The following is a 24,358-nucleotide window of genomic DNA, read 5'->3' on the forward strand; positions in this document are numbered from 1 at the left end:
GTTGGCAGTGACGGCGCGGGCTTCCACGGCGGCAGCGGCGCCGGCACCGTCGAGGCGGTCCATGTTGGCTTCGGTGGCGTGGCCGGCGTTGGCGCCTTTGATCACCGCTGCACCGGTGTCTTCGTTGTCGACTTCATCCCAACTCAGCATGGAAATACTCCTTCCTGGTACTCGAAAAATAAATGTTTTTGCAGGCTACAAGGCATTGAAATACTGCGCGTAGTGTGGTCGGTAAATACCGGCGCTGCACACTATGTAGTGGTCTGATCTGTTTGTGGGCACACTATATGGGGTGTAACAAAGTTGGTCAACGCACAAGATGTGCGGTCATAGGTCGCTGCCATATATAGATTCAGCGGTGGCCTGGGCATGACCCATAATTGTTAATATGTCGTTATGGAATAAATAAATAGGTATTTATTCCTTTTAATATTTTATCCGGCAGCGCATTTTGAGGGCCTGCGCATTCGTGCGGATTGACCCAACAGCCAAAAGGAAAGCCGACATGACCATCAAAGCGATCAACGTGCGCAACCAGTTCAAAGGTGTGATCAAGGAGATTCTGCTGGGGGAAGTGGTGTCGGAAATTGACGTGCAGACCGCCTCGGGCATTGTGACGTCGGTGATTACCACGCGCTCGGTGCGTGACCTGGAATTGAAGGTGGGCAGTGAAGTGATTGCCTTCGTGAAATCGACTGAAGTGTCCATCGCCAAGTTGTAAACGCCCAATAGGGTCAGGGAAAGGGGTGGGCAGCTACCTCAGTCAATTCGATTGAAGATCTCCCTGACCTGATCCTCGGGCACTACACCTTTGCCGGTTCCTTCTATCAGCTCGAACGTACCATCGGCATGAACCGTGATGCCCAGCGAGCTGGCCAGCGTGACGCTGACGCCGGGCCGCGCTTGAAGCAGTGTCCTGAGCGGTTGTTCGCCCTGGAACGATTGCCCGATGGTGGTGGCCATGCCTTGCACTGAATCTGAATTGATCCCGCCTACCAGGATGACCTGCCCACCTTTGTTCAGTGATGCGTTCAATCGGTCCAGCAGCGCTTGGGTATTGCCGCCCCGCAGGCCCAGCTCCAGGTTGCTGCCGGTCAGGTGCATCAGCGTGCGGGCCTGGTAACGCGCACCGTCCCAGTCGGTGAGCACCGCAATGGCCGAGCAGTCGGTCAGGCTGCGGGTGCAGAGCGCTTCATTGCCGCTCGTGAGTGTCGTGGCTTCACCCATGGCCACCTGCACGGTATTGGCGGGCTTGAGCGGCAACCTTGGCAGGATTGGCGTTGGCTTCTCGGCCTGCGGTTCAGCGCAGTAGGGGTGTTTGGGTTGGTTGATGAGCCTGTCCATCCAGTCCGGGTCCAGGGGGCTCATGTTGCGCTTGATGCCGTCACGAATTTTCCAGCCGGCCTTGGCCCATTTCTCCATGGTGGCGTGTAGTTGCTGGGTGTAATCAGCCGCCGGGCAGGCGATGCCAGCCCACGGGTCGACAATCCAGGCGTTCGCCCACGCTGGCTCGGAAAAGTCCAGGGTCGGGCGGGCAGGGCCTTGGGGGCCACCGATCACGGTAAAGGCGTGTGCATCGCCGGCTTGCCACTCGGCGGCCCTTGCACCACTTTTGTTGAGGAGGTCCCGGGCCAGGATGGCCATTTCGCCGCAATTGCCTGCGCCGGTTTTCATGATCAAGTCGCCGGCATTGGGGGCTTTCAGGTTGGCGGTGCGCCGCAACCAGCCCAGGGTGAGCGTGGCCGCGTCGGCCCTGGCCAGGTCTGCGGCCGAATGTACCTGGTTGCCAGGCCCCAGCCCAGTGGCCTTGAGGGCTTGGCTCACACGGTCTTTGGCACTTTGCGCGTAAAACTGGTTTTGCTGTTTCTCTGGCCAACGCTCAAAGCCAGCCGGTGTCTGCAACGGTGAAACACGATGGGGGCGCAAGGCCACATCCGGTTTCACGATGGCGTTGGCCTGCTGCAGCCGGTACACCACTTCGCGCTTCTGCTCAGGGTTCATGCCCTTGCAGTGGCGCTTCAAATCGTCGATGTCGGCTTTGCTAAAACCTGCGCGCTGCAGCTGCTTGAAGGCTTTTTTGAGCGGAGCCAGCGCGACAAAGTCGGCATTCAGGGCCTGCACACCGTGGTTGGCACTCAGAAACTGGCGGTACCCTTGTGCAAGGCTCAATTCTAGAGGCCCGCATTTCTTGAACCGGATATCCCGCGTCTGCGTGTTATCCAGCGGTGCGTAATAGAACTCGGCGGTGTCTGCCTCTACCACCAGGTAACGCTGGCTGCCGCTGGTGACGACCACGCCTCTGAGCTGGCGCTGATCATTGCTGGCATTGCTGATGCTGCCGAGCTTGACCACCCGGGTATCTTTAGCAAGCGTGTCGGCGCTATCGCCTGCGTAAAAGCCGAAATCGGGGTCGTCAACGAGTTGGCCGTGCACTTGTGCTTTGTAAGTGATGCGTTCGCCGCTGGCGACGGGCACCAGTTGGGGGCCGGTGTCGCCTTTGACCATTTTGTGCAGGCGTTTTTCATAGACCACCGTGCGCTCGCGCGTGAACAGCCCTGCCTTGGACGGAAACAACCGCACGTGCTCCAGGGCCTGCAGGCGTTGTTCGGGTTTGGGCAGGTCGGCGACGAGTTTAACGAAACACTCGTCTTGGATGCCGCGTCGCACCCGCCCACCCGGAGCGGGCACAGGGCAAAGCGCCTCAAAGTCCTCCAAGGGCTTGGCGTGTTCTGCTGCTTGCAGATCGGTCAGCTCGCCAGGTCTCGTATTGAGGTAGCGATATACCCGACCACGGTCCACAAGGTCATAGCCATTGGCCCGCGGCAGGGTGTAGGCACTGGGACTCAACGGGTGTTCGATGACCATCGCCTGCCGGCCGTCGCTGAAAAGCTCGCGGGTCAGGGGGATCGTGGCCGGTTGCTCAAAGGCAGGCTCCTTCACGGTACCGCCCACGATGGCAAACAGCTCATTGAGCGCGCCATCCAGTGCGGCAGTGCTGCCATGTTTTCGCTCTTCCTGCGTGTCGCCCGTGATCGATTGCTCGACACCCAATTCGGCTTCTACAAGGCCGGTGGCCGCCGCGAAACCGACCGCGACCGGTTCGCCAATCACTGCGAACTTGGCCGCCAGGCCCGCGGCTACCGTCAAATCATTAAGCCAGGTATCGCGGGTGACTTCGCTGTTGGACTTGATCATGACGTCTGCATCGCGGGACATGCGTTCGCGGGTGGCGTCTTTGATCACGCTGAACACGTCGCCGTGAATGCGCACATTGGCGCTGTCGATAACGGTCCCTTCCACTGTGTCCCAGTAGCCGCTGGCCAGGTAGCGAATGGCGCTGTCCGCGCCTTTGTTCGAGCGCGTGTCACCGGTGATGAAGGACTTGAAATCGCTCCAGAACCCCAGGTCGCTGTCCTGTCGATCCCGTAAGGAGAAGTGCGACTCCAGCGCCTTGCGCGTATCGGCATGCCGGCCTTGCTCTGCCACCCATTGGTCCATCGCGTCCAGTGAATCAAAGCGCAGGAAAGCCGGCTTATGCCCTGGCATATACAGGACTTGCACACCGTCTCGACGATCACGTAATTGCCCGTGGCTGCCGTAATCAGTGGCGGTGAAACGCAGGATGTCGTGAGCGGCAAGCCCGTTGATATCGAACACGTGGATGAGTGTCCGGCCTTCTACTGGCGCCATCGCACGCAGTTGATCCACGGTGAGGGGCTGGTTCTCATCCAGCGGCAGGTTGCTGGCCGCGCCCATCACCAGGCGGTAGTCATCACGGGTAAAGCGTTGCTCGGCCGGTATTTTCAGGCGCTCGGCGGGTGAGGCACGCTCGTAGGCCTTGAGCTGTTCGCGGGCCTGATAGACGAACTCGCCTTTCAGGCTGGTTCGGTAGTCATCGCCATGGTCGCGCCAGAAGCGTTCGAGCTTTTCGGTCATGTGGGCCTGAAAGTCGCTTTTCCAGCTTTCATGCATCAGTTGGGAAGGCGCGAGTGCAAACTGGTTATGGGCGCCATAGCCGCCTAGGGTACTTTGCCCGCGGCCCACGGTGTACAAGCCGGCTTGCTGGTCAAGCACGCCGGGGAGCGCGTCGTGTTCGTTGAAGTTGCTCAACAGTGCATCCGGCAGTGCTTGGGAAACGGTGGGCTCTTCCCCCAGATGTTCCCAGTCGGTGACGGTATTGGCGCTTTGTGCCTGCTGGAAGCGATTCAGGAAGAGGGTGTCGGCATCGACCTTGAGGCCGGTCAACTTCAAGACCATCGCTTGCGCCCATTGTTTGGCTTCGTCGCGTACCCTGGGCAACGCAGCATGCGTGGCTTGCAGCAGTTGCCGGTAGCGGGCTTTCTGGCGGGCTATCGATTGCGTCAATGTTGGTTCGCGCGGGGATTGCAGAGGCTGCACCGAGTGAACAGGCAATTGCGCAGGAGGATCGTCGGCGGCGGGCTTGAAATTCCAGGCAGTCGGCGAGAAGGGGCGTGGCGGCAGGATCATCGGCGGTCGGCTCCGGGAGGATTTCAATGGCACAACGGGCGGCTAAGCCTGGTGTGTGTTGAAAGCCTCCTATGCGGTTCCGGCCAGCGTCAGCGGTTTTGTAAGCTGATCTGCATGCGCTGCACGCCTTCCTCCAGCATCGCCCGTGGGCAACCGAAGTTCAGGCGCACGAATTGCTGGCTGTCATCGCCAAATTCGAGCCCTGCGCTCAGGCCCACCTTGGCCTGTTCCAGAAAGAACCGTTGCGGGTCTTCCAGGCCCAATGCGCTGCAATCGAGCCACGCCAGGAAGGTGCCCTGTGGTGCATGCATCACCACGCCGGGCAGACGGGTTTTTACCGCGTCAAGCAGGTAGTCGCGGTTGGCTTGCAGGTACTGCACCAGCGCGCTGAGCCAGTCGGTGCATTCGCTGTAGGCGGCGCGGGGGGCTTCCAGGCCCAGGGGGCTGACGCTGTCGACCATGCCGCAGCGCGCCTGATTGAAGCGCTCGCGCACCTCGGCGTTCTGGACCACGGCGAAGCAGGTCTTCAGGCCGGCCACGTTATACGCCTTGCTCGCCGACATCAGTGTAATGGTGCGCTGGGCAATCTCTGGGCTGAGGCTGGCGGTGGGGATGTGGCGACGGCCGTCAAAGCACAGCTCGGCGTGGATTTCGTCGCTGATGATCAATGCGCCGGTTTCAAGGCAGGCATTGGCCACTGCCATTAGCTCTTCACGGGGAAACACTTTGCCGATGGGGTTGTGCGGGTTACTCAGCAACAGGGCTCCGGCCCCGTTTAGGGCTTGGCGCATCGCCGGCAGGGGCGTGAGGAATTCGCCGTTGACCTGCTCGAAAGGCACCTCAATGCGTGGCAGGTTCCAGTTGCCGGGCGCCAGGCGAATCGGCCGATAGTTGGGGGTTTGCAGCACCACCGCCTGGCCAGGCTGGACGAAGGCGTGCAGGGCCATATTGAAGCCAGGCTCCACGCCGGGCAGGAACAGCAGTTCTTCGGGCTGTACGCGCCAGGCGTACTTGGCCCACAGGTCAGCAACGATAGCGTCGCGCACGTCCTGGCCGGCCACGCTGTAGCCGAGAATCTGCTGGTCGAGGCGTGCGTGCAGGGCTTGCAAGATGGCGGGCGGCGCGGCGATGTCCATGTCGGCGATCCACATCGGCAGGACGTCTTGCGGGTAACGGCTCCACTTAGTACTGCCGGTATCGAAGCGTGGGTGGAGGGTGTCGAAATCAAAGCTCATGGACAGGCTCGTATCAGGGCGGCGGTAAAAGAATGGCGCCGATTCTAGCGCCATTAATTTTATAGGCCAGAGCTGATTGCCGCCTAGCACAGCGGCGTGCGTTCCGTGACCGACAAGTTCTGTAATAAAAACGCCACTGCGCTGGGGATTGAATCAGCGAAGGGCTATTTTGGTGCATCTCAATAATCAGAGTAGCCATGGATGAAATACCAACCCTTCAGCCACACCTTGATTGCCACCGCGCTGGTATTGACGGTCAGCGGTGTGCACGCAGCTTCCCAAGCCCCGGTTGCGGGTGAAAATGGCATGGTGGTAACGGCCCAGCACCTGGCAACCCACGTGGGTGTCGATGTGCTCAAGGCTGGTGGTAACGCGGTCGATGCGGCGGTGGCGGTAGGTTACGCACTGGCGGTGGTGTACCCGGCCGCAGGTAACCTGGGCGGCGGCGGCTTCATGACCGTGCAACTGGCGGACGGGCGCAAGACCTTCCTCGACTTCCGCGAAAAAGCCCCGTTGGCGGCGACGGCCGACATGTACCTCGACAAGGCCGGCAATGTGGTCGAAGGCCTCAGCGCCAAAGGCCATTTGGCGGTTGGCGTACCGGGTACGGTGTCCGGCATGGAGCTGGCCCTGAGCAAATACGGCACCCTCAAGCGCGCCCAGGTGATTGCCCCGGCGATCCAGCTGGCGGAAAACGGCTTTGCGTTGGAGCAGGGCGATATCGACCTGTTGCACACCGCCACCGGTGAGTTCGAAAAAGATCAGGATATGCGTGGCATCTTCCTGCATAACGGCGAGCCGATGCAGGTAGGCCAGAAGCTGGTACAGAAGGACCTGGCCAAGACCCTCAAGGAAATCTCGGCCAAGGGCACCGACGGTTTCTATAAAGGCTGGGTCGCCAAGGCGGTGGTGGATTCCAGCCAGGCCGGCAAAGGCATCATCACCCAGGCCGACCTCGACGCCTACAAAACCCGCGAATTGGCCCCCATCGAGTGCGACTACCGTGGCTACCATGTGGTCTCGGCGCCGCCACCCAGCTCGGGCGGTGTGGTGATCTGCCAGATCATGAACATCCTCGAAGGCTACCCGATGGCCGACCTGGGCTATCACTCGGCCCAGGGCCTGCACTACCAGATCGAAGCGATGCGCCACGCCTACGTGGACCGCAACAGCTACCTCGGTGACCCGGACTTCGTGAAGAACCCCATCGAGCACCTGCTGGACAAGAACTACGCGGCCAAGCTGCGCGCGGCGATCGAACCGCAGAAGGCCGGTGATTCCCAAGCGATCAAGCCGGGCGTGTCGCCCCACGAAGGCAATAACACCACCCACTATTCCATCGTCGACAAATGGGGTAACGCGGTCTCGGTGACCTACACCCTCAACGACTGGTTTGGCGCCGGGGTGATGGCGAGCAAGACCGGGGTGATCCTCAACGATGAGATGGATGACTTCACCGTCAAGGTCGGCGTACCGAATATGTACGGGCTGGTGCAGGGCGAAGCCAACGCCATCGCACCGGGCAAGGCGCCGCTGTCGTCGATGAGCCCGACCATCGTCACCAAGGACGGCAAGGCGGTGATGGTGGTTGGTACACCGGGGGGCAGTCGCATTATTACCGCTACCTTGCTGACCATCCTGAATGTCATCGACTACAAGATGAACATCCAGGAAGCCGTGGACGCGCCGCGTTTCCACCAGCAATGGATGCCGCAGACCACTAACCTTGAGACCTTTGCGGTCAGCCCGGACACCCAGAAGATCCTCGAAAGCTGGGGCCACACGTTCGCCGGCCCGCAAGATGCTAACCACCTGGCCGCGATTCTGGTAGGCGCGCCGTCCCTGGGTGGCAAGCCGGTGGGTAACAACCGTTTCTATGGGGCGAACGATCCGCGGCGCAATACGGGCTTGTCGTTGGGTTACTAAGGCTTCACACCGTTGGTGTAGGAGCGAGCTTGCTCGCGAAGATCGTTAACGATAACGCGGGGTGCCTGATTCACAGCGGCGCACTCCGGTTTTTCGCGAGCAAGCTCGCTCCTACAGGGGGAGGGCGAGCAACTGCTTGACGGCGGTAAATGCAGCCTGGCGGCGCTGCTCCCAATCCCCGCGAATCACTACCACCTGCTGCTGATGCTCCTGCATCCACTCCAGACTGGCCTGGAAAAACGCCCGGCGATCCGCCAGTTCCGGTTGGCAGCGCTGGCCGTCGGCACTCCATTCCACGTCTTCGGGGGAGAGCAGCAGGTGCAGGTCGTAATGCCGCGCCAGGAGTTCGTCATCAAGCCAGCCGGGGTAGTCGCCGAACAGGGTCTGGCTCCAGAGCCTGTTGGTCAGCAGGTGGGTGTCGAGGATCAGCAATGCGGGGCATTTGGCGCGGGCGGCATCCTCCCAGGCCAACTGGCCTTCGGCGATGGCCGGGATATCCGCCAGGGTGGTGTCGCGCTGATGCTGATCGATGAAGTACCGCACATATTCCCCCCCCATCACCCCGCCGAAGTGCGCGTGCAACTGCGCCGCCAGCCAGCTCTTGCCACTGGATTCGGGGCCTGCCAATACCACCACTTTCATGCGTGCAACGCCGGGTCGGCGCGCCACTCGCGCCAACCTTGCACGGCAATCACGGTAAACAGCGCGTAGAGCGCGGCGGTGAGGTAGAGGCCTTTGTAAAGGAACAGGCCGACGAAGATCACATCCACCACGATCCATAATGCCCAGCACTGCACGCGTTTTTGCGCCATCCACATCTGCGCCACCAGGCTGAACCCGGTGAGCGCGGCGTCCAGCCAGGGCTGGGCAGCGTCGGTCCAATGGGCCATGGCGGCACCCAGCAACAGGCTGCCGACGGCGCCAACAGCCAGGCTGGCCATGATCGCCGGCACGCCCAGGCTAGTGACCTGGCGGCCCTGCTTGACCTCGCCGGCGCGGGTCCACTGCCACCAGCCGTAGACCTGCAAGGCCGCGTAGACCACTTGCAGGAGCATGTCGGAGTAGAGCTTGACCTCAAAGAAAACCCAGGTGTAGAGCAGCACCATCACCAGGCCGATGGGCCAGCACCAGGGGTTTTGTTTGACCGTCAGCCAAACGGCGATCACCCCCAGGGCGGCGGCGAACAGTTCAAGCCCGGACATGGCGGATCCTTGGGGGAGTGGGAGAGGGCGGTGATTGTACCTAGAGGTCGGCGATCTTCAAACGTGCACCGCGAACTCTAAGGCAAACCCCCGCCCTTGGGGTGTTTGCTGCTTCAGTTATCCATCGCACTCAAGATCGCATAGGCCACTTTCACCCGCTCGGCATTCGGGTAGTTTTTGTTGGCGAGGATCACCACCCCCATGTCCTTGCTGGGTACATACGCCACATAGGCGCCAAAACCGCCGGTGGAGCCGGTTTTGTTGTAGAGCACGTTGGCAGGCTGCGCCTGGGCGGGTTTGAGCCAGGTGACTTTGTGCGGCTGCATCGCCATCGGTGTGGAGTTGCCGTCAAGTAACGCTTGCAGGGCGATGGGGTAGGGGTAGCGTTCCCAGCCCAGGCCCTGGGTCATGCCGTTGACGGTGTAGTAGCCGGTGTGAGTTGTAGCAATGGCTTGTTGCAGCGGTTGCTCCAGGGTTTGCGGGTGCAGGTTCGCGATCACGTAGCGGGCCAGGTCTTGGCTGCTGGTCTTGAGGCCGTAGGCTTCGCTGTCCAGGGCGCCGGGGCCGACGCGCACGGGTTTTTGCTGGTTGTCATAGCCTTGGGCATATTGGCTGGCTTTGTCGGTGCGCACGCTGACATAAGTGTTGGTCAGGCCAAGCTTGGGCAGCAGGTTTTTCTCCATGGCGACGTTGAACGGCTGGCCCAGGCTTTGCGCTGCCAGGTAGCCGAACAGGCCGATACTGGGGTTGGAATACAAGCGCTGCTCACCTGGGGCGTAAGCGGGCTTCCAGTGCTGGAAATAGCCGAGCATGGTGCTGGCGTTATCGGCCTCATCCGGAAACTGCAGCGGCAGGCCGCCGGGGGTATAGGTCGCCAGTTGTAGCAGGCTGATGCGCTCGAACGCACTGCCGGCCAGGGCGGGCAGATGTTGGCTGGCCATGTCCGAGAGCTTTAGCTTGCCGATGGCTTGGGCATAAGCGCCGAGGGTGGCTGTGAAGGTTTTGCTCACCGAGCCGATTTCGAACAGGGTGTTTTCGGTGACGGGTGCCTGGGTGTCCTTGGCGGCGACGCCGTAATTAAAGTATTGCACCTTGCCGTGTTGGACCACCGCGACCGTCAGGCCGGGGATACCTTGCTGTTTCATCAAGGGGGTGACGTGGCTGTCCACGACCTGGCGCATATCGGTGGCGGCCATGCAGCTGCCGGCTCCGAGCAGCAAGGCTGAAATCGCATATTTTTTCACGGTGTGTTTCATGCTTCGCTTCCATGTAAATAAGGCAGTGGCGATGGTGGCCTGCGCAGGCGTGGCAAATGTAGGTGGATTTCCGGGCCTGGGCAAACGATGATATCTCGCACCAGCCATTAGAAAAATTTGGGTCATGCCATGCTGCGTTCCCACCTGCCGCTCAATGCCTTGCGCGCCTTCGAAGCGTCGGCGCGCCACTTGAGCTTCACCCGTGCGGCCATCGAGTTATGCGTGACCCAAGCGGCGGTCAGTCATCAGGTCAAAAGTCTCGAAGCGCAACTCAACGTCACGCTGTTCAAGCGTCTGCCTCGGGGCCTGATGCTCACCAGCGAAGGCGAATCCCTGCTGCCCGTGCTGCGTGACGCCTTCGACCGTATCGCCCTGACCTTGGATCAGTTTGAAGGCGGCCATTACCGCGAAGTCCTGACGGTGGGGGCGGTCGGTACCTTTGCGGTGGGCTGGTTGTTGCCACGCCTGGCGGATTTTCACAGCCGCTACCCGTTGATCGACTTGCGCTTGTCCACCCACAACAACCGCGTGGATGTCGCCGCCGAGGGCCTGGATTATGCCATCCGCTTTGGCGCCGGCGCGTGGCACGGCACCGATGCGTGCCCGTTGCTTGAGGCACCGTTGACGGTGTTGTGCGTGCCGCAAATTGCCGAACAACTGCGCAACCCGGCTGATGTGTTGAAGCATACCTTGCTGCGTTCCTACCGTGCCGATGAGTGGAACCTGTGGTTCCAGGCCGCCGGTTTGCCCAGCGATACCCGGGTGCCGCGCAGCGTGGTGTTCGACTCCTCGCTGGCAATGATGGAGGCCGCGTTGCAAGGTGCCGGCGTGGCACTGGCGCCAGCCCGTATGTTCTCGCGGCAATTGGAGAACGATGTGATCCGCCAGCCGTTCGAGGTGGGCATCACCACCGGCAGCTATTGGTTGACGCGCTTGCAGTCGCGGGCTGAGACGTCAGCGATGGTGGCGTTCAAGGGGTGGTTGCAGGCGAGTGTTGGATAACATTTTTGGGGGGCAGGCCTCCATATTATGTAGGAGCGAGCTTGCTCGCGAAAAACTCCCAGGCGCCGCGTCTATCCAGGAAACCCGCGTTAGCGTTGTCGTTTTTCGCGAGCAAGCTCGCTCCTACACGAGGTATTTGCGGAACCATCCCAGGGTGCGTTCCCAGGCAAGGTTCGCCGCTGCTTCGTCATAGCGCGGCGTCGAATCATTATGAAAACCATGATTGGCGCCTTTGTAGATAAACGCCTCATACGTCGTACCTGCGGTCTTCAATGCCTGCTCATACGCTGGCCAGCCTTCATTGATGCGCGTATCCAGCTCACCGAAATGCAACATGATCGGCGCCTTGATGCGCGGCACATCCCTGGCGTCGGGTTGGCGCCCGTAGAACGACACTGCCGCGCCCAGTTCCGGGTAGGCCACCGCCGCTGCATTGGTCACGCCACCGCCATAACAGAACCCGGTGATGCCGACTTTGCCCGTGCTGCTGTCGTGGTGCATCAGCCATTCGATGGCGGCGAAGAAGTCGTTCATCAGTTTGGTCGGGTCGACGGTCTGTTGCAGTGCCACGCCTTTTTCATCATTGCCAGGGTAGCCGCCCACCGAGGTCAGGCCGTCCGGGGCCAGGGCGATAAAGCCGGCCTTGGCCAGGCGTCGGGCGACGTCTTCGATATAGGGGTTCAGGCCCCGATTTTCATGCACCACCACCACGGCGGGCAGCTTGCCTGCGGCCTTGGCTGGGCGTACCAGGTAGCCGCGCACGGTGCCGTTGCCTTTGGGCGAGGGGTAGGTGATGTAGTCGGCGACGATATCCGGGTCGGTGAACTTCACCTGTTCGGCCAGGGCGTAATTGGGGCTCAGGGCCGCGAGCAATGCCGAAGCGGTGAGGCCACCGAGGGTGAACAGCGCGGCGCGGTCGAGAAATTCGCGGCGGTTGATCTTGCCGTGGGCGTAGCCGTCGTAGAGTTCCAGCAGTTCGGGAGCAAAGTCTTTCGCGGTCAGACGAGTCATCGGTGCAGTCCTCGATTAGCGGTTGCCGTCACTGTAGACCAGGATCAAACCTCGCGGCCATGGGCGGCAGCGGCCAGTTGCCCGGTGTCGACGCGCACGAACACCGAGTCGCCGACGGCGGTGAGCACGCTGCCTGCATACACTTCGCAGACCACACGGCTTTTGCGGCCGACTTCGCCTTCGACCCGAGCCCGCAGGACCAGGGGAACACCCATGGGCGTGGGCTTGATGAATTTGATCCCCAGATTACCGGTGACGCAATCGATGCGCGGCAGGCTGCCAGGTTCACGCTGTTCGGCGCGGTAGTGGTAGGCCATGGCGGTCCAGTTGGAATGACAGTCCACCAGCATGGCGATCAGGCCACCGTAGACCAAGTCTGGCCAGCCGCTGTATTTAGCCTCGGGTTGATGCTCGGCAATGACGTGCACGCCATCGTCATCCCAGCGGCTCTTGATGTGCAGGCCATGGGGGTTGCTGCTGCCGCAGCCGTAGCAGATGCCTTCCGGCGCCGTGGTGTCCTGGAGAGAAGCGCTGTGCATGCAGAGTCCTTGTTATTTTTTGGGCGACGCCTCTATTTAGCAGGCCAGGGGTCAGCGAGCAAACTTCTTCGCCCCGGCCACGCAGCCGATCACCGCCACCGTCACCTGCACCATGCCCAGGCTGACCTGTTCATGCAGCAAACCCGCTGCCAGCGCCAGGCCGAAGAACGGTTGCAGCAACTGCAACTGGCCGACCGCGGCAATCCCGCCCTGGGCCAGGCCGCGGTACCAGAACACAAAGCCGATCAACATGCTGAACAACGCCACATAGCCCAGGCTCAACCACGCCGGCAAACTGATACCGCTGAGGGTGGACGGCGCCAGCAGCAGGCTCAAGGGCGCCACCACCGGCAGCGACACCACCAGCGCCCAGCAGATCACCTGCCAGCCGCCCAGGCTGCGCGACAGCTTGGCGCCTTCGGCATACCCCAGGCCGCACACCAGCACCGCCAACAGCATCAGCACATCGCCCGCGGGTGCGGCGCTCAAACCTTGTGCAACGGCATAACCCATCACCAGCAGGCTGCCCAGGATCGAAAACAACCAGAACACCGGCCTCGGCCGCTCACCGCCGCGCAGCACGCCGAACACCGCCGTAGCCAGTGGCAGCAGGCCGATAAAGACGATGGAGTGGGCCGAGGTCACGTACTGCAGGGCCAGGGCCGTCAGCAGTGGAAAGCCGATCACCACGCCAAGCGCGACGATTACCAGCGGTGCCCATTGCTGGCGCGTGGGGCGTTTTTCCTTGAATAACCCCAGCAGGCACAGCCCCAGTAGTGCAGCGAGGGTGGCGCGGATCATGGTCAGGAACACCGGGTCGAATTCCATGACCGCCAGGCGCGTGGCTGGCAGCGAGCCGCTGAAAATCACTACGCCGATAAAGCCGTTGATCCAACCCTGGGTGCTGCTGTCCAGAGTGGCGAGGGGAGAAGTGCGTTCCATGGGGGACCTGTCCGAAAATGGCAGTTGCGTGCTGGGCATCCTAGGATTGAAGATTAAGACAATCAAAAAATTGTCATGGATACATCCTTATGCCCCGTGCGCGCTACAAGACGCTGGTCGATACCTTCGCCGAGGCCATCCGCAGCGGCCAATTGCAGCCCGGCACGCGGTTGCCTACCCATCGGCAATTGGCCGCCGAGCATGGCCTGGCGCTGGTCACCGCCAGCCGGGTGTACAGCGAGCTGGAAGCCATGGGCCTGGTCAGTGGCGAAACCGGGCGCGGCACCTTCGTGCGTGAGATTGCCTTGCCACCGGGGCAGGGCAGTGGGCAGATGACGGTTGCGGCGGGTTTGCTTGACCTGAATTTCAACTACCCGTCTTTGCCGGGTCAGGCCGAGCTGCTGCGCACGGCGTTGCGCCAACTCGCCCTGTCTGGCGACCTGGAGGCGCTGCTGCGCTACCAGCCCCATGCCGGGCGTGTGCACGAGCGCGCCGCCGTGGCCCGGCACTTGTTGAACCGAGGGCTGACGGTGCCAGCCGAGCAGGTGCTGGTGGTCAGCGGCGCCCAGCATGGCCTGGCGGTGAGCATGATGACCTTGCTCAAGCCTGGGGATGTGGTCGCGGTGGATGCATTGACCTATTCGGGTTTCAAGGTACTGGCCGAAACCCTGCACCTGGAAATCGTCGCCATCCCCGTCACCGCCAGCGGCCCGGACCTGGGCCACCTGCACAGCCTGTGTCGCCAGCGCCCGGTGCGAGCGGTGTACAGCATGCCGACCCTGCATAACCCATTGGGCTGGGTGATGAGCCTGGCGCAGCGCGAGCGCTTGGTGGCACTCGCCCGGCAGCACAACCTGATGATCATCGAGGATGGCGCCTATGCGTTTCTCGCCGAAGAAGCGCCGCCACCCTTGGCGACCCTCGCACCGGAGCGCACGGTGTACATCGGCGGGCTGTCCAAGAGTGTCGCCACCGGGTTACGCGTGGGCTTTATCGCTGGGCCTATGGCTTGGGTAAGCGGCCTGGAACGCACGATCATGGCCACCACCTGGAACGTGCCGGGGGTGATGAGCGCGATTGCGGTGGGCTGGCTCGAAGACGGCACGGTGGCGCAACTGGAGGCGCAAAAGCGCGCGGATGCCCAGGCTCGCCAGGCGTTGGCGGCACAGGTGCTGAGCGGTGTGAAGACCATCAGCCACCCGTCATCCTACTTTCTGTGGCTGCCGTTGGCGCAAGACGCCCGCGCCGATCAGGTCGCCATGACCTTGCAGCGCGCAGGCATCTCTGTTTCAACCGCCGAACCGTTCGCGGTCTCGGCCCAGGTGCCCCATGCACTGCGCCTGGCCCTGGGTTCGGTGCCCATGGCGGCGCTGCGTGAGGCGCTGGTGAAGGTGCGCAAGGTGGTGGCGTGGTGAGTCAAGACCTAGCCACAGGGCTTGATTTGAAATACGGGCAAAATGTGGGAGCTGGCTTGCCTGCGATGGCGGCCTGCCAGGAGACGCCTATCTACCTGACACCCCATGATCCAACTGTGGGAGCTGGCTTGCCTGCGAAAACGGCCTCACAGTCGACACCGTAATACCGAGTACATATCCATTCCTACGGTAACGGCTACTTAGGGTTCCGCTTTTACAGCGGCTCACTTTTGAACAGCGCAAAAGTAAGCAAAACGCTCTTGCCCAACCACTCGGCACCTCGCCTAGGCTCGGTGTGCCCGAACGCAGGCTTGAATCCGTGGGCCGCCACCACGCGCCATCCATGGCGCGGGGCGGCTAACCCGGCGTCCTGCCGGGTTACCCACGAATTCAAGCCTGCGTGCGGCCAGCGTGGTTTAACGGGGCGCCTGAGATCAAGATCAAAAGCAGATCAAGATCAAGAGCGGCTCGCTTCGCATCGTAGTTACCTGTGGGCGGCACATTCGACATCTCTGTCGATTGAACGGCCGCCATCGCAGGCAAGCCAGCTCCCACAGGTGACCGCGTTTAGCTGGCTGCCAATGGTGGCGTACGCGGCGGGATCATCCGTTTGCTGCCGGTGGCTTCGAACGCCGAGGCAAAGCGCAACAGCGCCGAATCGTCATAGGCACGCCCGGCGAAGGTCAGCCCCACCGGCATGCCGATGTCCGCCATCACGCCCATCGGCACGGTGACAGTGGGCACGCCCAGGTGGCGGATGGCGAGGTTGCCGTTAGCCACCCACACGCCGTTGCTCCAGGCAATGTCGGCGGAGGCTTCGTTCACATCGGCATCCGCCGGGCCTACGTCGGCCACGGTGGGGAACAGCACGGCGTCGAGCCCTAGAGTGTCCATCCAGTCTTCCAGGTCCAGGCGCCGGGTTTGCTCCAGGCCGCGCAGGCCATCGGGCACGGTGCTGATCTGGTCCCACGGCGTGATGCCGCGCTGGGCCATGCGCACGTATTCGTCCATGCCGGCGGCCAGGTCGTCTTCACGGTTGGGCAGGGTGCCCGGGTCGTGAGGGAAGATTTTTGGCCCGTCCACATCGGCCAGGCGGTTCAGGCTAGGGTCACCGTTGGCGCGCAGGAAGTCATCGAAGGCCCATGCAGACAGTTCCCACAGCTCATCGTGGAGGAACTCTTTGGAGACCAGGCCACGGGTAAACACCGTCGGTGCGCCGGGGCGGTCGCCTTCGCAGTTGGACACCAGCGGGAAATCCACTTCGATCACTTCGGCACCCGCCGCTTCCAATGCCTGGCGCGCGGCTTGCCACAGTTCGATCACCGTGGCGCGGGTGTGGATCTTTTGCCCGGTCGGGCCGCCGATACCGGGTTTTTCGCTGCTGCCAGCATCCGGGTCAGCGTTGATGTACATACGCGGCACGCCAAAGCGCTTGCCGGCCAGGCTCTCGCTACTGGCTGCCAGCGCAATGTACGAGGCCGGGCGCACCGAGGTGACGCTGGGGATCGGCACCCAGGGTTGCAGGCGCCACAGGTCGCCACGTGTGTCCAGGTCTTCGGCCACCACGACGTCGAGCACCTCCAGCAGGTCGGCCATGGTGCGCGCATAGGGCACCACCACGTCCATGGTCGGGGTCAACGGCCAGTTGCCGCGCACCGAAATCACCCCTCGCGAAGGCGTGTAGGCACACAGGCCATTGTTGGAGGCCGGGCCGCGACCGCTGGACCAGGTTTCTTCTGCCAGCCCGAAGGCGGCAAAGCTCGCGGCGGTGGCGGTGCCGGCACCGTTGGAGGAGCCCGAAGCAAACGGCGCGGTGAGGTAGTCGGCGTTGTAGGGGCTTTCGGCGCGACCATACACGCCACGCTGCATACCGCCATTGGCCATCGGCGGCATGTTGGTCTTGCCCAGGCAGATAGCGCCACCGGCACGCAGACGCTCAATGGTGAAGGCATCGCGCTGGGCCACCAGCTTGGCAAACGCCGGGCTGCCGGATGCAGCCGTCAACCCCTTGACCAGGTAACTGTCCTTGGCGGTGTAAGGAATGCCATCCAGCGGCCCCAGGGTTTGCCCCTTGGCGCGGCGCGCATCGGACGCCTGGGCTTCGTTGATCGCCTCGGGATTGCGTACCACCACGGCGTTCAGTGCAGTGGCCGTCTGCGGGCCATCGTAGGCATCGATCCGCGCCAGGTACGCCTGCACCAGTTCAACTGCCGTGGTCTGGCCGGCGTCAAGCGCAGCGCGCAATTGGGCAATGGAGACTTCAGTAACTTGCATCACGTTTTTTTCGCCGCCTTCAATTGGGGGTATGGCGGCAGTCTACGTACAGATATTTCACAAAACCAGCGCGGCATACTTCGCGTAGGCGGCGCGCAGGACATCTCGAGAAAGACGTCAGCAGGATTGCGAGCGGCAGCCTCTTATCGCTAAGGTGACCGCGCTGATTAACGTTGCACTTCAAGGAAGAGACCATGCAAAAACCTTATATCGCCCTGGCGGCCTTGCTGGGATTTACCGTCTATACCGTGGCGACCATGTTCACGGCCGAGCAGTCACTGTTGGCATTTGGATGGGAACTGATGTCCAGGCCCGATACGGCGCAGGTGGTGATTGACCTGTACCTGATGGCGGTGCTGGCGTGTGTGTGGATGTACCGGGATGCGCGTGGGAGAGGGCGGTCGATAGGCTCGGTGTTGCCGTACTTTGTGCTGACGGCAGTATTTGTGTCGGTAGGGCCGTTGCTCTATATCGTGGTTAATGGGTTTTCTCGGCGAGCGCTCAACTAAGCCTGTATGGCAAGGGCGCAAGCTCCCTTGCCATGAGTAGTGCGCGGTCTTCAGGGATTAAGGAACGCTTGGTAGTTGTCCTTGGTGATCTGCTGATAAGGAATCGTCAGTTCCGCCGTGTACGGCTGCTGCTTGACCATCTTCACTGCCAGGTCGATGGAACCCACTGCCTGGCCCTTGTTGTCTTGGTACACCGTGACCAACAGCTGGCCTTTTTTCACCGCGTCCAATCCAGCTGCGCCGCCGTCACTGCCGGCCACTAGGATGTCCTTGCCTGGCTGCATGCCTGCCTGGCTGATAGCCATGGCCGCGCCAATCGCCATTTCATCGGCATTCGCGGCCACGGCATCGATTTTGCGCCCGGATACGATCCAGTTGTTCATCAGGTCAATCGCCTTGCCGCGCTGCCAATCGGCGCTTTGTTCCTCGATGATTTTGATGTCGGGGTAGTCCTTTAGCACGGTCTTCACCCCCAGCGTGCGGTTATGGGTGGCGTTGTTGGACAGCAGCCCGAGCATGATCGCCAGGTTGCCCTTGCCGCCCATTTTCTCGGCCAGGTAGCGCATCTGGATTTCGCCGGCCTTGATCTCGTCCGAACCGACATAGCCCACGCCCGCTGGCACCTCCTTGAACTCCGGACGGCGGTTGACGTACACCAGCGGAATCTTGGCCTGCTGGGCATTGAGCGTCATCTTCTGGGTGGCGGCCGTGTCCACTGCGTTGACGATAATCGCGTCCATGCCTTGGGCGGTGAAGTTTTGCACCTGATTGAGTTGACGCACCACGTCGCCCTGGGCGTCTTCGAATTGCAGGGTGACATCGGGCAGTTCCCTGGCGTGGGCGGCCATGTAGTCGCGCATTTGTGCGAGGAATACGTCGTCTACCTGGGCGATGCTCACGCCGATGCGAATGTCCGCCAGCGCCCAAGGGCTGAACGCAAGGACTAACAGTGCCGCAAGGAGTTGCTTCTTCATGGTTGTGCTCCGTTGTTTTTGTTGTTGTCAAAGCAGGGCGGTTCACGCTTGGCGTTTGGCCCGCAGCTGCGCCACGGCGGCGGCGAAGTCCGAGCACGGCCAGCGTTCGTCGAGGGCTTGCAGCATCAGTTGTTGCCCGGTTTGCGGGGCCAGGCCCCTCAAGGGTGGGTCGGTGTCGAGGTTAGTGGGGAAGGAGTACCCGTCTGCGGTACAGGCGACCACGGCGTGGGCATCCAGGTTGGGGTTGGCGAGCAGCACCGGATACACCGCCAGCATCATGCGGTCGCGGTCGATGGCTTCCATTGGCTTGCCGAACGCCGAGGAGATTTGCAGCAGGTTGGCCGTGCGCTGGCGATCGGCCGTGCGATTGGTGCCGGCGGCATGGAACAGCGCTGGGTTGAAGAACAGCAAGTCGCCCTTGTTCAGCGGCAATTGCACCGCGTGTTGCTGGAAGTAGTCGATAAAGTCCGTGCGTCGCCACGCCAGGTACCCCAAGGCGTACTGTTGGGAAAAGGGCAGCAGCTGGGTGGGGCCGGTTTCCAGCGGCATGTCCGAGTGTGCGATAGCACCTTGCAACGTCAGATGTTGGGACAGCGCATGCAGCGGCAGCGGAAAACGTTCGATCACATCGTTGGTCTGGAAACCCAGGTGATAGTCACGGTGCGGCTGCTGCGCCTGGCCACCTGGATGCACCACGTTGACTTGCGCCGTGACTTGAAAGCCCGGCCCCAACCAGGCTTCGGCGATCAGCCCCAGCAGAGGGTTGGCGTAGTACTCGGCAAAGGATTCGGGGGACTGTAAGGCCGCCTTCTGCAGCGCGTTCCAGATCCTGCCATTGCTGCCGGCCTTGGCAAAGTGATCGGCGGCCACGCCCTGGGCGGCTTCATGGGCAAAGATCGCGTCGAAGACCTGGCTGTGGCGGTCCACCACTTCCAGGTCTTCATAGGCTTGGCGCACCACCATTACGCCGGGCCCGTCACGGAACAGGTGATGCAGTTCGTTCATGACGACCAGGCGGTCGCTGTTGCGCAAGGTGTGGGCCTGATAGATCGGCACATTGCCTTGTACCTCAAGGCACAGCGGGTAGTCGCTGGCGTTGGTGCGCTGCGCACAGATCCGGCTGAAGTCGGCCAGGTGCACCGCGTCGCCGGTTACGAAAGCCGACATCACATACCTCCTGGAAGGCTCAGGGCCTGGTGAGGTTGTGGGGTGCTGCTGTCGGTGCAGCCGACCACGCCTTGTTCCAGGTCGATCACTGCGCCGCTCATCATTCCCGACTCAGTGGACAGCAAAAATGCCACGCTGCGCGCCACCTCTTCGGGCTTGAGCAGGCGCCCAAACGGTTGGGTGCGTTCGGCATCGGCCAGCCAGCCGTCCTGGGCGCCGTGGTACTGGCGCTGGATCTGATCCTCGTGGGGCGTGTCCATCCAGCCGATGTTCAGGCCATTCACGCGGATGCGGTTGCGCAAGGCACTGAACGCGACGTTCTTGGTCAGGATCGCCAGCGCGCCCTTGGACGCCGCATAAGCACTCAAGAACGACTGCCCACCATGGCCGGTAACGCTCTGGATATTGACTACCGCGCCCTCAACACCGCTGCTGATCATCAGCTTCAGCGCTTCTTGCATTAAGAAAAACGGCGCCCGCACATTCACCGCAAACAAGCGCTCGAACAGTTCCGGCGAGGTGTCGAGAATGGTGCCACGGTCAGACATGCCGGCGCAGTTCACCAAGCCGTGCAAGGTGCCGAAATGGACGCGCGCCGCTTCGATGATTGCGCGGCAGTCCTCGACCTTTTCCAGGTCGGCCTCGACAAAAAACGCCTGGCAATCCAACTGTGCCAGTTGGCGAACCTGCTCGTCGCCCTCGGTACGGCGACGCCCGCAAATGATCAGCCCGGCCGCACCACGGCGAGCCAGGGTATGGGCCACCGCCGCGCCGAGGCCCTGGGTGCTGCCGGTCACGACAAAGTATTGGCCGCTGAACGAGGTCGCAAGATCGGTGTGGAGCATGAGGGTTCTCCTGGAATTTTTATTGTTTTGCTGGCCCGGCTCGACGCCAGGCAAAACTGAGATTAGCATTGCAAAACCTCAGTAACGCCCAAAAAAGACCTCAAATACACCTCAGGCGAAACCCATGCTCGAACGCGCAAAACATTTTTCCATCAAGCAACTCGCCACCCAGGCTGGCGTCAGCAAGGCCACGGTGGACCGCGTGCTGCACCAGCGCGGCAGCGTGCATGCCCAGACCCGGCGGCGTATCGAGCAGGCATTGGAGGAGTTGGAATCCCAGGAAAAAAATGGCTTGGCCGTGGGGCGCACCTTCCATGTGGACGTCATCATGCACACGCCCCAGCGTTTCAGCGCGGCGGTGCAGGCGGCGATAGTTGGCCAATTGGCCAGCCTGGCACCGTTTCGCATCGCGCCACGTTTTCACCTGTTCGAGGAGATCGAGCCCCAGGCCATGCACGACCAACTGCTGCGCTGCCTCGACACGGGCAGCCAGGGTGTGGTGCTCAAGGCTGCGGATGAACCGGCGGTGAACCTGGCCGTCAAGCAGCTGATTGCGGCCGGCATTCCGGTGGTGACCTTGGTCACCGACCTGCCCCAAAGCGAGCGCATCGGCTATGTGGGCATGGACAATCGCACGGCCGGCCAGACCGCTGCCTACCTGATGTCGCGCTGGCTGCCGACCGATCCTCAGGACGTGGCAGTGGTGATTGGCAGCGAATTGTTCCGCGGTGAAGAAGAGCGCGAGATGGGTTTTCGTGCCTGGCTGCGTGGCCGCGCCGAGCACCTGCGGGTACTGGATATCAGCGGCGGCTACGGCGTGTATGAGCGCACCTTTGAACGAGTGACCCAAGCCTTGCACCAGCATCCCGGGCTGAAGGCGGTGTACAGCGTCGGCGGTGGCAACCGCGCAATTGTCGACGCGTTTGCCGCGCAGGACCGCCCATTGGAGGTATTCATCGGCCACGACCTTGACGAAGAAAACCGCCAACTGCTGCGCGAAGAAAAAGTCGCGGCGATCATTGATCACAACCTGCAGATCGATGCCCGCCACGTATTCCTGCACATCCTGCAATACCACCGGCTATGGAAGGCCGGGCCGATTGCGCCGTCACAGGTGCAGATCGTCACGCCGTTCAACCTGCCGGACTGAAGCGCTGAAACACCCTATCCAATAATAATCCAGGAGTTCGACCATGCTACGTATCGCCGTTCTAGGTGCCGGGCGCATCGCCAAGATCCACGCCGCCAACGTTGCCGCCCATCCTAATGCCACGCTGGTGCTGGTGGCCGACCCCTGGCGCGCAGGTGTCGATGCCTTGAGCACTCAGTTAGGGTGTGACGCCGCGTATGACTGCGCCGCCGTGCTGAGCCGCGAGGACATCGATGCGGTGGTGATCGGCACGCCCACCGACACCCACATCGACCTGTTGCTGGCTGCGGTGGCCCAGGGCAAGGCGGTGCTCTGCGAAAAAACCATCGACCTGGACATCGCCAAGGCGCGCAGCGCGGCGCAAACCGTGGAGCGCCAGGGCGGCAAGGTAATGCTTGGCTTTAACCGGCGCTTCGACCCCGACATGCTGCGCCTGCGCCAGGCGCTGGACGCCGGCCAGATCGGCGCCGTGCGCCAGGTGATCATCACCAGTCGCGACCCTGGCCTGGCACCGCGTGACTACCTGGAACACTCTGGCGGGATCCTGCGCGACATGACCATCCATGACTTTGACACTGCTCGCCACTTGCTCGGCGAGGAACCCGTAGATGTCAGCGCCTTCGCCAGCCGCCTGGTGGACCCGACCCTGGAGCAGATCGACGACTACGACAGCGTCATGGTCCTGCTACGTACCGCTTCGGGCAAACAATGCCATATCAACTGCTGCCGCCAGGCGGTGTATGGCTACGACCAGCGCGTAGAAGTTTCCGGCGCCAGCGGCGTGCTGCTGACCGACAATCACCGGCCCAGCACCGTACGCCATTGGAGCGCTGAGCACACCGAAGCGTTAGAGCCGTTGCAGCATTTTTTCCTTGAGCGTTACGCGGATGCGTATCGCAATGAGCTGACGCAGTTCATCGATGCGCTGAATGAGGGGCGCGAGTTGCCCACCAGTATGCGCGATGGTTTGTATGCGTTGCATCTGGCTGATTGTGCGCTGGAGTCGGTGAAGACCGGGCGCAGTGTGAGGGTCAGTCATAACCTGTAGGAGCGAGGGGGACGCCTAGTTCTTGCTTGCGAAAAACGTCAACGATAACGCGTGCTTTCTGGATAAACGCGGCGCTTGTGAGTTTTTCGCGAGCAAGCTCGCTCCTACAGAAGGTGATGACGGCTTTCGATCAAACGCCTTTGGTCGACGGCAACAGTACCGTGAGGATGCCCACCAGCGGCAGGAACGAGCACAGTTTGTACACGTACTCGATGCCGTGATGATCGGCGAGCATCCCGAGCAGCGCCGCGCCGATCCCACTGAAGCCGAACATCAGGCCGAAGAATATTCCGGCGATCATGCCCACATTGCCCGGCACCAGTTCCTGGGCAAACACCACGATGGCCGAGAACGCCGAGGCGATGATAAAGCCGATGACCACGCTGAGTACGGCGGTCCAGAACAGGTCGACGTAGGGCAGGGCCAGGGTGAACGGTGCGGCGCCGAGGATCGAGAACCAGATGACTTTCTTGCGGCCGATCTTGTCGCCGATCGGGCCACCGGCAAAGGTGCCCACGGCCACTGCGCCGAGGAACAGGAACAGGTACATCTGCGAGCTGGCTACCGACAGCTGGAATTTTTCGATCAGGTAGAACGTGAAGTAACTGGTCAGGCTGGTCATGTACCAGTATTTGGAAAACACCAGCACGGCCAATACCACCAGGGCGAAGGTCACGCGGCCTTTGGACAAACCGTGGGTCGCCTGGCTGCCTTGCTTGAGCTTGAACAGGTTGAGGTGGTGGCGGTACCAGCGGCTCAAGCCGTACAGCACCAGGATGGCGAACACCGCAAACAGGCCGAACCAGGCAATGTGGCTTTGGCCGTAGGGAATGATGATCGCCGCCGCCAGCAGCGGGCCGAAAGCGCTGCCGGTGTTGCCGCCGACCTGGAAGGTCGATTGCGCCAGGCCGTAGCGCCCGCCGGAAGCCAGGCGTGCGACGCGGGAGGTTTCTGGGTGGAAGGTCGATGAGCCCACACCCACCAGCGCCGCCGCGAGCAATATCGCCGGGAAGTTGCCGACAAAGGCCAGCATCAAGATGCCGATCAAGGTGCACACCATGCCCGCTGGTAATAACCAGGGTTTGGGATGGCGGTCGGTGTGGTAGCCGATCCACGGTTGCAGCAGGGAGGCGGTCAACTGGAAGGTCAGGGTGATCAGGCCGACCTGGGTGAAGCTCAGGCCGTAGTTGGCCTTGAGCATCGGATAGATCGATGGCAGCACAGCCTGGATCAAGTCATTGATCAGGTGCGCCAGGGCACAGGCGCCCAGGACGCGCATGACTAAGGGGCTTACTTGCGGGCTGGTCGAAGGTGCGGCGGGTGACGCTGTGACTGTGGACATGCGGGCATTCCGTACAAGGCAGCTGACAGGCGT

General features: G+C 61.9%; 20 protein-coding genes and 1 pseudogene. 7 read left to right on the forward strand and 14 right to left on the reverse strand.

What is annotated here, in order from left to right:
* Nucleotides 1–150, reverse strand: a pseudogene (locus CER19_RS27065) (ribonucleotide-diphosphate reductase subunit beta); the annotation flags it as partial.
* 355 nt (nt 151–505) lie between these two features.
* On the opposite strand from CER19_RS27065, the gene CER19_RS27070 reads away from it, so the two are divergent.
* Nucleotides 506–721, forward strand: coding sequence for a molybdopterin-binding protein (locus CER19_RS27070; RefSeq protein WP_003173733.1), 216 nt, complete (start codon nt 506–508; stop codon nt 719–721).
* A 38-nt stretch (nt 722–759) separates the two neighbouring features.
* Here the strand turns inward: CER19_RS27070 and CER19_RS27075 are convergent, their stop codons facing one another.
* The gene (locus CER19_RS27075; RefSeq protein ID WP_178088140.1) at nt 760–4,488 is read right to left on the reverse strand and encodes a dermonecrotic toxin domain-containing protein; all 3,729 of its coding nucleotides are present in this window, start codon (nt 4,486–4,488) and stop codon (nt 760–762) included.
* An 89-nt stretch (nt 4,489–4,577) separates the two neighbouring features.
* Nucleotides 4,578–5,723, reverse strand: a complete 1,146-nt coding sequence (locus CER19_RS27080; RefSeq protein WP_116668622.1) for a MalY/PatB family protein — start codon at nt 5,721–5,723, stop codon at nt 4,578–4,580.
* 201 nt (nt 5,724–5,924) lie between these two features.
* On the opposite strand from CER19_RS27080, the gene ggt reads away from it, so the two are divergent.
* Nucleotides 5,925–7,649, forward strand: coding sequence for a gamma-glutamyltransferase (gene ggt, locus CER19_RS27085; RefSeq protein WP_116668623.1), 1,725 nt, complete (start codon nt 5,925–5,927; stop codon nt 7,647–7,649).
* A 111-nt stretch (nt 7,650–7,760) separates the two neighbouring features.
* On the opposite strand, the gene CER19_RS27090 is transcribed toward ggt, so the two are convergent.
* The 3 genes from CER19_RS27090 to ampC all read right to left on the reverse strand — a co-directional run bounded on the left by CER19_RS27090 (nt 7,761) and on the right by ampC (nt 10,107).
* Nucleotides 7,761–8,291 (reverse strand): AAA family ATPase, encoded by a 531-nt coding sequence (locus CER19_RS27090; protein WP_116668624.1) that lies wholly within the window; start codon nt 8,289–8,291, stop codon nt 7,761–7,763.
* The gene (pnuC, locus tag CER19_RS27095) at nt 8,288–8,851 is read right to left on the reverse strand and encodes a nicotinamide riboside transporter PnuC (RefSeq protein ID WP_116668625.1); all 564 of its coding nucleotides are present in this window, start codon (nt 8,849–8,851) and stop codon (nt 8,288–8,290) included. Before pnuC ends, CER19_RS27090 begins: the two co-directional genes overlap by 4 nt.
* Before the next feature lie 113 nt (nt 8,852–8,964).
* Entirely contained in the window at nt 8,965–10,107 is a 1,143-nt protein-coding gene (gene ampC, locus CER19_RS27100) for a class C beta-lactamase (protein WP_116668626.1), read from the reverse strand.
* A gap of 129 nt (nt 10,108–10,236) precedes the next feature.
* On the opposite strand from ampC, the gene CER19_RS27105 reads away from it, so the two are divergent.
* A complete protein-coding gene (locus tag CER19_RS27105) occupies nt 10,237–11,109 on the forward strand; it encodes a LysR family transcriptional regulator (RefSeq protein ID WP_116668627.1) in 873 nt (290 codons plus the stop codon).
* A 123-nt stretch (nt 11,110–11,232) separates the two neighbouring features.
* Here the strand turns inward: CER19_RS27105 and yghX are convergent, their stop codons facing one another.
* From yghX to CER19_RS27125, 3 genes are read right to left on the reverse strand one after another with little or no spacing between them, the layout of a single operon-like run.
* Nucleotides 11,233–12,120, reverse strand: coding sequence for a YghX family hydrolase (gene yghX, locus CER19_RS27115; protein WP_116668629.1), 888 nt, complete (start codon nt 12,118–12,120; stop codon nt 11,233–11,235).
* 44 nt (nt 12,121–12,164) lie between these two features.
* Nucleotides 12,165–12,659, reverse strand: coding sequence for a PaaI family thioesterase (locus CER19_RS27120; protein WP_032892109.1), 495 nt, complete (start codon nt 12,657–12,659; stop codon nt 12,165–12,167).
* Nucleotides 12,660–12,710: 51 nt separating this feature from the next.
* Nucleotides 12,711–13,601, reverse strand: a complete 891-nt coding sequence (locus CER19_RS27125) for a DMT family transporter (RefSeq protein ID WP_116668630.1) — start codon at nt 13,599–13,601, stop codon at nt 12,711–12,713.
* 89 nt (nt 13,602–13,690) lie between these two features.
* Here CER19_RS27125 and CER19_RS27130 point away from each other — a divergent pair, with 89 nt between their 5' ends.
* On the forward strand, nt 13,691–15,016 hold the full coding sequence (locus CER19_RS27130) for a PLP-dependent aminotransferase family protein (protein ID WP_116668631.1): 1,326 nt from the start codon (nt 13,691–13,693) through the stop codon (nt 15,014–15,016).
* A gap of 567 nt (nt 15,017–15,583) precedes the next feature.
* Here CER19_RS27130 and CER19_RS27140 read toward each other — a convergent pair.
* Nucleotides 15,584–17,293 carry an amidase gene (locus tag CER19_RS27140; RefSeq protein ID WP_116668632.1) on the reverse strand — a complete coding sequence of 570 codons (1,710 nt, stop codon included), beginning with the start codon at nt 17,291–17,293 and terminating at the stop codon, nt 15,584–15,586.
* 191 nt (nt 17,294–17,484) lie between these two features.
* Between CER19_RS27140 and CER19_RS27145 the strand changes: the two genes are divergently transcribed.
* Nucleotides 17,485–17,799, forward strand: coding sequence for a DUF2834 domain-containing protein (locus CER19_RS27145; RefSeq protein ID WP_116668633.1), 315 nt, complete (start codon nt 17,485–17,487; stop codon nt 17,797–17,799).
* A gap of 50 nt (nt 17,800–17,849) precedes the next feature.
* Here the strand turns inward: CER19_RS27145 and CER19_RS27150 are convergent, their stop codons facing one another.
* From CER19_RS27150 to CER19_RS27160, 3 genes are read right to left on the reverse strand one after another with little or no spacing between them, the layout of a single operon-like run.
* A complete protein-coding gene (locus tag CER19_RS27150) occupies nt 17,850–18,773 on the reverse strand; it encodes a sugar ABC transporter substrate-binding protein (protein ID WP_116668634.1) in 924 nt (307 codons plus the stop codon).
* A 42-nt stretch (nt 18,774–18,815) separates the two neighbouring features.
* Nucleotides 18,816–19,940 (reverse strand): phytanoyl-CoA dioxygenase family protein, encoded by a 1,125-nt coding sequence (locus CER19_RS27155; RefSeq protein ID WP_116668635.1) that lies wholly within the window; start codon nt 19,938–19,940, stop codon nt 18,816–18,818.
* Nucleotides 19,940–20,785: an SDR family oxidoreductase gene (locus tag CER19_RS27160; RefSeq protein ID WP_116668636.1), complete on the reverse strand. Its 846-nt coding sequence runs from the start codon at nt 20,783–20,785 to the stop codon at nt 19,940–19,942. Before CER19_RS27160 ends, CER19_RS27155 begins: the two co-directional genes overlap by 1 nt.
* Nucleotides 20,786–20,909: 124 nt before the next feature.
* Here CER19_RS27160 and CER19_RS27165 point away from each other — a divergent pair, with 124 nt between their 5' ends.
* Together CER19_RS27165 and iolG are read left to right on the forward strand one after the other, a co-directional pair.
* Nucleotides 20,910–21,935 (forward strand): LacI family DNA-binding transcriptional regulator, encoded by a 1,026-nt coding sequence (locus CER19_RS27165; RefSeq protein WP_116668637.1) that lies wholly within the window; start codon nt 20,910–20,912, stop codon nt 21,933–21,935.
* A gap of 43 nt (nt 21,936–21,978) precedes the next feature.
* Nucleotides 21,979–22,983 (forward strand): inositol 2-dehydrogenase, encoded by a 1,005-nt coding sequence (gene iolG, locus CER19_RS27170; RefSeq protein ID WP_116668638.1) that lies wholly within the window; start codon nt 21,979–21,981, stop codon nt 22,981–22,983.
* A gap of 130 nt (nt 22,984–23,113) precedes the next feature.
* Here the strand turns inward: iolG and CER19_RS27175 are convergent, their stop codons facing one another.
* Nucleotides 23,114–24,325, reverse strand: coding sequence for an MFS transporter (locus CER19_RS27175; protein WP_003190861.1), 1,212 nt, complete (start codon nt 24,323–24,325; stop codon nt 23,114–23,116).
* Nucleotides 24,326–24,358 lie beyond the last annotated feature (33 nt).

The sequence above is a fragment of the Pseudomonas sp. GL93 genome, assembly GCF_003408955.1.
Taxonomy (GTDB): Bacteria; Pseudomonadota; Gammaproteobacteria; order Pseudomonadales; family Pseudomonadaceae; genus Aquipseudomonas; species Aquipseudomonas paracarnis.

Coding starts and splice junctions, on each gene's coding strand:
- CER19_RS27070 (WP_003173733.1), top strand. CDS start 506: ATGACCATCAAAGCGATCAACGTGCGCAACCAGTTCAAAGGTGTGATC.
- CER19_RS27075 (WP_178088140.1), bottom strand. CDS start 4,488: ATGATCCTGCCGCCACGCCCCTTCTCGCCGACTGCCTGGAATTTCAAG.
- CER19_RS27080 (WP_116668622.1), bottom strand. CDS start 5,723: ATGAGCTTTGATTTCGACACCCTCCACCCACGCTTCGATACCGGCAGT.
- ggt (WP_116668623.1), top strand. CDS start 5,925: ATGAAATACCAACCCTTCAGCCACACCTTGATTGCCACCGCGCTGGTA.
- CER19_RS27090 (WP_116668624.1), bottom strand. CDS start 8,291: ATGAAAGTGGTGGTATTGGCAGGCCCCGAATCCAGTGGCAAGAGCTGG.
- pnuC (WP_116668625.1), bottom strand. CDS start 8,851: ATGTCCGGGCTTGAACTGTTCGCCGCCGCCCTGGGGGTGATCGCCGTT.
- ampC (WP_116668626.1), bottom strand. CDS start 10,107: ATGAAACACACCGTGAAAAAATATGCGATTTCAGCCTTGCTGCTCGGA.
- CER19_RS27105 (WP_116668627.1), top strand. CDS start 10,237: ATGCTGCGTTCCCACCTGCCGCTCAATGCCTTGCGCGCCTTCGAAGCG.
- yghX (WP_116668629.1), bottom strand. CDS start 12,120: ATGACTCGTCTGACCGCGAAAGACTTTGCTCCCGAACTGCTGGAACTC.
- CER19_RS27120 (WP_032892109.1), bottom strand. CDS start 12,659: ATGCACAGCGCTTCTCTCCAGGACACCACGGCGCCGGAAGGCATCTGC.
- CER19_RS27125 (WP_116668630.1), bottom strand. CDS start 13,601: ATGGAACGCACTTCTCCCCTCGCCACTCTGGACAGCAGCACCCAGGGT.
- CER19_RS27130 (WP_116668631.1), top strand. CDS start 13,691: ATGCCCCGTGCGCGCTACAAGACGCTGGTCGATACCTTCGCCGAGGCC.
- CER19_RS27145 (WP_116668633.1), top strand. CDS start 17,485: ATGCAAAAACCTTATATCGCCCTGGCGGCCTTGCTGGGATTTACCGTC.
- CER19_RS27150 (WP_116668634.1), bottom strand. CDS start 18,773: ATGAAGAAGCAACTCCTTGCGGCACTGTTAGTCCTTGCGTTCAGCCCT.
- CER19_RS27155 (WP_116668635.1), bottom strand. CDS start 19,940: ATGTCGGCTTTCGTAACCGGCGACGCGGTGCACCTGGCCGACTTCAGC.
- CER19_RS27160 (WP_116668636.1), bottom strand. CDS start 20,785: ATGCTCCACACCGATCTTGCGACCTCGTTCAGCGGCCAATACTTTGTC.
- CER19_RS27165 (WP_116668637.1), top strand. CDS start 20,910: ATGCTCGAACGCGCAAAACATTTTTCCATCAAGCAACTCGCCACCCAG.
- iolG (WP_116668638.1), top strand. CDS start 21,979: ATGCTACGTATCGCCGTTCTAGGTGCCGGGCGCATCGCCAAGATCCAC.
- CER19_RS27175 (WP_003190861.1), bottom strand. CDS start 24,325: ATGTCCACAGTCACAGCGTCACCCGCCGCACCTTCGACCAGCCCGCAA.